The sequence below is a fragment of the Xenorhabdus innexi genome (assembly GCF_002632485.1).
GTDB classification, from domain to species: domain Bacteria; phylum Pseudomonadota; class Gammaproteobacteria; order Enterobacterales; family Enterobacteriaceae; genus Xenorhabdus; species Xenorhabdus innexi.
This window is the reverse complement of sequence record NZ_NIBU01000097.1, coordinates 1-8,527: the sequence shown is the minus strand read 5'-3', so window position 1 is coordinate 8,527 and position 8,527 is coordinate 1. Positions and strand designations below refer to the sequence as shown.

Genomic DNA, 8,527 nt, shown 5'->3' with positions numbered 1-8,527 from the left:
TGTGTATAGGTCATAGTGCATTTTCCTTTGGCGAGAAAGATGCCTACTATAGCAACTGACCGCCTTTCTTAGAAATTGCACTTATTAGTCGAATCCAAGAGATGTTTCTTATTTATTGCATAAACTATCGGCCCGATTTTATTATTATGTATTACTATTGTAGGAAGAGCCTTATAGTTGACAATCAATAAAGAGAAAGGTTAGATATGAATAAGTTTAAGAAGATGGCTGTTTCAAATGTTGTAAGCTTGTGTCTTTCAATATTTTTCGTAAATAAATCATCATTATATTTTTTTCAAAATGACGAAATTCGAAATTATTATGATGTGCTTGTGGTGTGTGTATTGTTTTTTGGGTTTAAATATATCTTTGAAAAATCAATAGGTTATTTATTTCCCGAAAAATAATATTTATTTTTACTCTAAAAACAAATGAGGCTTATATATGAAAGAGCTTGATGATAAGTTATTAAAGAATGTTTCTGGTGCTTGGGCTCCTCCTACACAAGCTAATGCTATTGGTGCGGCAATTATCGCTGGTACGCTAGCAGGAATTCCAGGAGGTATTCCGGGGGTGTTAATAGGTGCAACATTGGCTGGTGTGACAACCGCTATTGGCTTCATTCCTGGTAATCACGGCAGGTAGTGTTACTTGTTTAAGAGTTATTTTCATTAACTATTAAAGACAAATAATATTTATTTTTACTCTAAAAAACAAATGAGGTTTATATATGAAAGAGCTTGATGATAAGTTATTAAAGAATGTTTCTGGTGCTTGGGCTCCTCCTACACAAGCTAATGCTATTGGTGCGGCAATTATCGCTGGTACGCTAGCAGGAATTCCAGGAGGTATTCCGGGGGTGTTAATAGGTGCAACATTGGCTGGTGTGACAACCGCTATTGGCTTCATTCCTGGTAATCACGGCAGGTAGTGTTACTTGTTTAAGAGTTATTTTCATTAACTATTAAAGACAAATAATATTTATTTTTACTCTAAAAAACAAATGAGGTTTATATATGAAAGAGCTTGATGATAAGTTATTAAAGAATGTTTCTGGTGCTTGGGCTCCTCCTACACAAGCTAATGCTATTGGTGCGGCAATTATCGCTGGTACGCTAGCAGGAATTCCAGGAGGTATTCCGGGGGTGTTAATAGGTGCAACATTGGCTGGTGTGACAACCGCTATTGGCTTCATTCCTGGTAATCACGGCAGGTAGTGTCACTTGTTTAAGAGTTATTTGTATTAACTATTAACGACAAATAATATTTATTTTACTCTAAAAACAAATGAGGATTATATATGAAAGAGCTTGATGATAAGTTATTAAAGAATGTTTCTGGTGCTTGGGGTGCTCCTCCTACACAAGCTAACACCATTGGTGCAGCAATTATCACTGGCGCTTTACTTGGAATCCCTGGAGGAATTCCAGGGGTGTTAATAGGTGCAACATTGGCCGGTTTTACAACCGCTAATGGTTTCATTCCTGGTAATCACGGTAGGTAGTGTCACTTGTTTAAGAGTTATTTGTATTAACTCTTAACGGTACCCTATTGAAAGTAGGCTTCATGCGTATTTGGGGTAATTAATTTAACGATAATTATCCAATCACAAATGAAGCCTATATAGGAAATAATTTAATTCTGTTCTTTAATGGTCTCTTTTTATATTTTTTTATATTAAAATAACCCATGGTTTAAATTAATAATTTCTTTATTTTAATTATATAATTAATTTTTTACCAAAGATTTTGAAATTAATTATTGAAATTTGGAGGCTGCATTGTTTCGTCAGAAGGCGATTGAGAATCGAAAAAAAAAATGGCGTGGAAAAGCCATTCTTTTACCAGGAATACCCCCTTGGTTAATTAGTGTATTTAGTCTTTTTTTCCTTATTACCTTTCTTCTATTTATTTCATTTGGCTCATACACAAGAAGAGTAAGTGTTAGCGGAGAAATTACCACTTATCCTCGTGCCGTGAATGTTTATTCAAGTGTGCAGGGATTTGTAGTAAAGCAGTTTGTTAGTGAAGGGCAAATGGTAAAAAAAGGCCAAGAAATTTATCAGATTGATGTGAGCAGAAGCACTTTAAGTGGTGTGGTCAGTGATAATCAAAAGAAAGACATTATAAATCAGTTGATGAAAATTGATAAAATGATTGAAACTCTGAAAGAGAATAAAAAAAACACACTGGAAACACTAGAAAAACAAAAAAAACAATACACTGAGGCGTTTAATCAATCTTCTAAGATAATTAAACGAGCAGAGGAAGGTATAAAAATAGCAAAAAATAACATGGAGAATTATAAAAGTTATCAAGCTAGAGGATTGATTAATAAAGATCAATTGACTAATCAGACCGCTAATTATTATCAGCAGCAAAATAATTTATTGAGTCTCAGTGGTCAGAACACGCAAAACCTATTACAAATAACAAGTTTAGAAAGTCAAATTCAGACACAGGCGGCAGAATTTGATAACCGCATCTATCAGTTGGAACTTCAGAAATATGAATTACAAAAAGAACAAGTGAATACAGATGCAGGAGGAGAAATCATTGTTCGTGCTTTATCCGATGGGAAGATAGATTCTTTAAGTCTTACTCTGGGGCAAATGGTAAATGTCGGAGATAGTTTATTACAGATTATTCCTGAAAAAATAAATAATTACTATCTGGTTATTTGGGTTCCTAATGAAGCAATTCCCTATATATCAACGGGTGATAAAGTGAATGTGCGCTATGAAGCTTTTCCGGCTGAGAAGTTCGGGCAATTTTCAGCATCTGTTGAATTAATCTCAAAAACCCCAGCTTCTTATCAGGAAATGCAGACTTATCAGGGCGCCCCTCAAAATACCCAAGGTATTTCGATACCTTATTACAAAGTCATCGTTAAACCGGAGTATCAAAGCGTCGATTATAAAGGGAAATCGATGCCGCTGGAAAATGGCATGAAAGCACAAACAACTTTATTTCTCGAAAAAAGGAAAGTTTATCAATGGATGTTATCACCATTCTATGACATGAGAAACAGTATACAAGGACCAGTCAATGAGTAGGATTACATTGAAATCTCTATTGGGTAAATTAGATATCGGGCTATATCATCGTTTGCCTGTTATCCATCAAACAGAAACATCAGAGTGTGGAATGGCGTGTCTAGCGATGATTGCAGGGTATTATGGTAAAAATATTGACCTGATAACGCTGAGACAACGGTTTAACCTCTCAGCGCGTGGAACCTCACTAGCTGGGATAAAAGATATTGCTGATCAACTGAATTTAGAAAGTCGTGCTCTGTCGTTAGATTTAGATGATATGAATTCCCTAAGAATGCCTTGTATTCTTCATTGGAATTTTAATCATTTTGTTGTGCTGGTTAGTGTGAAAAAAAAATCTTTTGTGATTCATGATCCGGCTCAAGGGCGCAGAACCGTCAGTTTGGCAGAAGTATCTCAATCGTTTACTGGTGTTGCGCTTGAGGTCTGGCCTGGAAGTGCCTTTACTGCGGAAAAAACCCAAAATCGTATTAAATTAAAAACGTTATTTTCTAGTATTCATGGTATCAAAGGAACGTTAACGAAAATTTTCTTCCTGTCAATTGTGGTTGAAACCATTAATCTTGTGTTGCCTATTGGAACACAGTTAGCAATGGATCATGTCATTCCTGCCAGTGACCAAGGTTTATTAACGCTAATATGTGTCGGACTTACGTTGCTTATACTGCTTAACACAGCCGTAAGTATGATCCGCGCGTGGACATCATTGGTTATGTCTACTCTTATTAATGTACAGTGGCAATCAGGACTCTTTAAGCACCTATTGAAATTGCCGTTGGGTTATTTTGAAAGACGAAAGCTCGGAGATATCCATGCTCGTTTCGCATCTCTGAATACACTACGTGAAACGTTTACAACGAGTGTTGTCGGAGCCATTATGGATATTATCATGGTAATAGGTTTATTTATCATGCTGTTGCTGTATGGCGGCTATTTAACATGGGTTGTATTGGGATTCACTGCCGTTTATATTTTGGTTCGTTTATTTACTTACAATTATTATCGACAGATATCTGAAGAATTATTGGTTAGAGATGCCCGTGCCAGTTCTTATTTCATGGAAACACTATATGGTATAGCAACTGTTAAGATACAGGCCATGAACAATCGCCGTAGTACTGATTGGGTTAATCTGAAGGTTGATGCTATTAATTCGAATATAAAAGTTACCAAAATGGATTTGATTTTTGGTGGTATTGATACATTTGTTACGGCTCTAGAGCAAATAATAATTTTATGGTTAGGAATAGGTCTAGTTATCGATAATCAAATGACTATTGGAATGTTTGTAGCATTTGGTGCATTTCGAAGCCAGTTCACCTCCAGAGTTATTTCACTGACTAATTTTTTGTTCCAATTACGAATGATGAGTTTGCATAATGAGCGTGTTGCAGATATCGCCCTCAATGAGCAGGAACGTCAGAAACCAAATAACCATTATCAAGCCTCAATGTTTCCGATTTCATTAGAAGCGAAAGAACTTAGTTTTAGCTATGACAGTCAATCTAAACCGATTTTTAACAATATCAATATTGCTATTTTACCAGGAGAAAGCGTAGCGATTGTTGGTCCTTCAGGAGCAGGAAAAACCACACTAATGAAAGTATTATGTGGACTATTTGAGCCGGATTCAGGGAAAGTATTCATTGACAAAATAGATATTCAGCAACTAGGAATTAACAATTATCGTAAGATGGTTGGATGCGTGATGCAAGATGACAAATTATTTTCTGGTTCAATACGTGAAAATATTTGTGGTTTTGCCGATAACATTGATGAGGAATGGATGTTTGAATGCACGAAGGCTAGCTATATTCACGAAACTATTATGGCACTACCTATGAATTATGAAACATTAATAGGTGAGTTAGGTGAAGGGTTATCAGGTGGACAAAAACAGCGTCTTTTCATTGCTCGATCTCTTTATCGAAAACCTAGCATATTATTTATGGATGAAGCGACCAGTGCATTAGATACAGAAAGTGAACATTATGTAAATCAAGCGATAAAAGCATTAAATATCACTCGTGTTATTATTGCGCATAGGGAAACAACCATTGCGTCAGTAGATAGAGTAATTTCGTTATGAATTTTTATGGGTTAATTTATTCGATAATAAAATATGACACTTAAACATAACATTGCGAGGAATAACTAATGAAAGAATTAAAAATAAAAGACATTGAGTGCGTATCCGGCGGTTCTCTTGATTATGATACTATTCTATTAGAACCTGTAGGAGAGTGCATTTCAGTTAATCCAGAAAAAGATTCAAATTTATGCAGGACATCTAATGGAATGTTCTATTTTCGCCAAGATGATGGGTCATATTTATTACTCTCACCTGTACCAATGTAATTTAAATCTGCATAATTTAAATTGAATTCAGGAGTTATATCATAATCATGATATAACTCTTTTGGACATTTATTATTACAATAAATTATAATAATAAACGTAACATTTCACCCGATATAATTAGAATGACTATCGATCATTCTGGTCAATACTTCCATCAGGATAATGATAACCGTCTATATCGTAATGACCATGTTTCCAGGGAGCTAAGTTATCTGTATTAGAAAGTATGTTAATTATAGCCAAAGAAATAGTTATTAATAGTATAGTAATAATTATGCTAAAACTTATAATGATTATAACCAATGAGAATAACAAGATTGCTGGAATATGACCAAGCCATGCAGGAATATTCAAAGATTTTGCTTTCTTAACAGAAACTGTATCCCACGCTTTTAGTTTTTTAAAAAGCCACTTACAGAAGTGTGCTACATTTATTCCCCATCGCTCTCCACGGGATGCTGTTTTTTTCTTCATTTTATCCCTCTTCTGACATTTTTCTATATCAATATGCTAGGTTAAATTTTATCCTTTGTCTATGAGGCGTATTGACACAGTAACAAATGGGTAAAAAAAGTACAGAGGGTGGTGATTTTATTGTTTTCTCCTATGTATATTGGATAGAACCACCTGAGAAATTTAAGGTGCTGTGTGAGAATCATTAAATCTATTAAATATGTTGTGATTGCTATTGTTTTTTTATGGTGGTTTTTTATTACATGTAACATTTACGGTGCAATTTAAAAACTCTGAACTGAGTAACGATAATTTTGTTGTTAAGTATTGTTATGTTTTGCCTGTAAATATCATTGGAATATATTCATGGGTATTTCACTATCCGCCTGAGTATATCATCCTTTATGATAACAATAATAATTATATAGGCCAAAGTTCTCCTTTCTGTATTTCTAGTGAGCTTGATCTTAATGGAGGTGAACATATTTTACCAAAATATAAACATAAACCAGATGAGGAGTTTTATATATCTGGTGGGCCTTGCCAGCATGAGTATGCTATAGCTGTATATAATAGAGAATGGTGGAATAAAATACTCCAATATTTCCATTAAAAATAAATTTTAAACTTAATATTAAACGCCCTTATAGGGCGTTTTTTGTAGGTCGGTTTTGAATCATTGACGAACATAGATTGCCAGTGTAAGATTTTTATCGTTGTAACGTTACCTTATGGTAGCCAATCAATGTTCTGGCAATCTGAGAGGAACGCTTTCGGGCGATTGCAAATATCAATGTTCTTGTAGTCTGAGAGGGAACGCCTTCGGGTGACTGCATTATCTGCCATACCTGAAACGGCAGACAGTAAGATACTCTGGGTAAATCCGTTTATTCTTTGAAAACGGAGATCGCTAAAGCGATTAAGAAACTAATCAACTGAAGTTCATCAAGATGGATGAACCGCCTCAAAACGGGTTGTTTGATGTGAAAGCATGTCAAACATCTTTGCCGATGTAATGTGTCTTGTAGATACGTCGAGAGCTTTTGCAACCTTTACCAACATCGATATGACGGTATGCCAATTGGTACATTTGGCATTTTCGGCATCTTCGAATGGCGGTATTGGGAGCAGAAAGATGAGCGGCGTCACTTGTGTAAAAGCGTAGCGATTACCAAGTGACGCCGCTAGGCGTAAAACTTCCAGACCGCATTAAAACTAACGTTAAGACGTCTTTTCAAACGGTTTTACCAAATGAAGACAACATTTGGAATGTTTCAAAACGTTGTAAGAGATCGTTTTAGATAATTCACAAAGCGCCCGATGCGCCCGTTTTCACGAACGGTCGCTTGGGAAAATTCAACTTATAGTTTCAATAAATGAATCTAAATTAATGATAAATAGGAGATAAATAGTCAAGATATTGAGGCGTTCACCCTGATAACAGGTTCTGAACGGGGAGCATTCAAGCGCAGTGCAGAGCACAGAGCGCGCTCCTGTAACAACTCAACATGATAGCGCCCTGCTACACAATATCTGACTGTCAGGATGACACACATAACCGATACGCAGGGAACGTCTGTAATGACGAAAAACTAACAATTTGGATAAAATCATTAGCATTATGAATAATAAACTTTATTCATAATCCTAATGCTATTGAGGTTTTTATGAATAAAAAAACGTCTCGATCAAAGGTAGAAACATTTAAGAAAGATTTTATTACTTGCGCCCGTAAAGCAGGAGGTAGCTTTGCTACTGTTGCTGATCGTACTCGAATAGCCAAGCAGTTCCTTAATTATTTGAGCGTTTCGGGAATTAAATTACGTCAATTAGATAGTTTGAAAATTAAATATATCGAGGGGTATATTGAAAAAAGAAAATCTGAAAATATTAGTAGCCGAACTTTGCAAAATGAAATGTCTGCATTGCGGGGGATCTTATCGCAAGCAGGAAAACATAAATTAGCAGATCCAAATAATGATAGATTGAATAATCGTTCTCTTGGGATAGCTGGAGCAAGTCGTATGGGAACAAAAGAAGCCTTAACTCCAGATGAATTTAAACAGGCATTTAAAGAAATAGAGCAAATTGACAAAGGTGTCGCGGCAACTTTACAATTAGCATATGTTTTAGGACTCAGAACAAAAGAAGCTGTTCAGTCTTGTAAATCGATAAATACGTGGAAGCAATCTTTAAATAATGGACATCATTCAGTCAGGGTTGTTTTTGGTACAAAAGGAGGTCGGCCTAGAGATACAACTATTTTGAATCGTGAACAACTTAAAGACGCTATTATTTATGCTGAAAATATAATGAAAGAACGAGAAGGTAAATTAATTGATAAGTCAAATATTCATCAGGCAATTGATCGTTATAGAAATATAGTTCGTTCAGCCGGATTAGTCGGAAAAAAAGCCCCCCATAGTATGCGTTATTATGTTGCTAAAGAATTAAGTGAACATTATAAGAACGCTGGATACAATAAAAAAGAAGTATTAGCACAGGTATCAATGGATTTAGGTCATGGGGATGGAAGGGGACGATATATTAATCAGGTTTCTTGGATTCGACTAATAAGTGCAATTTCTAAGAAAGGCGGTCAGTTGCTATAGTAGGCATCTTTCTCGCCAAAGGAAAATGCACTATGACCTATACACA

The 8,527-nt window shown here is 35.4% G+C and carries 10 protein-coding genes; 9 read left to right on the top strand and 1 reads right to left on the bottom strand.

The window, feature by feature from the left end:
* The first annotated feature begins 444 nt into the window (after window positions 1-444).
* From Xinn_RS19245 to Xinn_RS19215, 7 genes are all read left to right on the top strand, one after another.
* Window positions 445-645: a hypothetical protein gene (locus Xinn_RS19245; protein WP_086954028.1), complete on the top strand. Its 201-nt coding sequence runs from the start codon at window positions 445-447 to the stop codon at window positions 643-645.
* An 85-nt stretch (window positions 646-730) separates the two neighbouring features.
* Window positions 731-931 (top strand): hypothetical protein, encoded by a 201-nt coding sequence (locus Xinn_RS19240; protein WP_086954028.1) that lies wholly within the window; start codon window positions 731-733, stop codon window positions 929-931.
* Window positions 932-1,016: 85 nt separating this feature from the next.
* The gene (locus tag Xinn_RS19235; RefSeq protein ID WP_086954028.1) at window positions 1,017-1,217 is read left to right on the top strand and encodes a hypothetical protein; all 201 of its coding nucleotides are present in this window, start codon (window positions 1,017-1,019) and stop codon (window positions 1,215-1,217) included.
* Between the two features lie 83 nt (window positions 1,218-1,300).
* Entirely contained in the window at window positions 1,301-1,504 is a 204-nt protein-coding gene (locus Xinn_RS19230; protein WP_086954027.1) for a hypothetical protein, read from the top strand.
* A 276-nt stretch (window positions 1,505-1,780) separates the two neighbouring features.
* Window positions 1,781-3,055, top strand: a complete 1,275-nt coding sequence (locus Xinn_RS19225; protein ID WP_099137753.1) for an HlyD family secretion protein — start codon at window positions 1,781-1,783, stop codon at window positions 3,053-3,055.
* The gene (locus Xinn_RS19220) at window positions 3,048-5,144 is read left to right on the top strand and encodes a peptidase domain-containing ABC transporter (RefSeq protein WP_086954025.1); all 2,097 of its coding nucleotides are present in this window, start codon (window positions 3,048-3,050) and stop codon (window positions 5,142-5,144) included. Before Xinn_RS19225 ends, Xinn_RS19220 begins: the two co-directional genes overlap by 8 nt.
* A 68-nt stretch (window positions 5,145-5,212) precedes the next feature.
* Window positions 5,213-5,413, top strand: a complete 201-nt coding sequence (locus Xinn_RS19215) for a hypothetical protein (RefSeq protein WP_086954024.1) — start codon at window positions 5,213-5,215, stop codon at window positions 5,411-5,413.
* Window positions 5,414-5,542: 129 nt separating this feature from the next.
* On the opposite strand, the gene Xinn_RS19210 is transcribed toward Xinn_RS19215, so the two are convergent.
* The gene (locus Xinn_RS19210; RefSeq protein WP_086954023.1) at window positions 5,543-5,890 is read right to left on the bottom strand and encodes a hypothetical protein; all 348 of its coding nucleotides are present in this window, start codon (window positions 5,888-5,890) and stop codon (window positions 5,543-5,545) included.
* A 256-nt stretch (window positions 5,891-6,146) separates the two neighbouring features.
* Here Xinn_RS19210 and Xinn_RS19205 point away from each other — a divergent pair, with 256 nt between their 5' ends.
* Entirely contained in the window at window positions 6,147-6,482 is a 336-nt protein-coding gene (locus tag Xinn_RS19205; protein ID WP_143706515.1) for a DUF6201 family protein, read from the top strand.
* A 1,054-nt stretch (window positions 6,483-7,536) separates the two neighbouring features.
* Complete coding sequence (locus Xinn_RS19200; RefSeq protein ID WP_099137752.1) at window positions 7,537-8,481, top strand: integrase domain-containing protein; 945 nt, start codon at window positions 7,537-7,539, stop codon at window positions 8,479-8,481.
* Window positions 8,482-8,527: the final 46 nt, after the last annotated feature.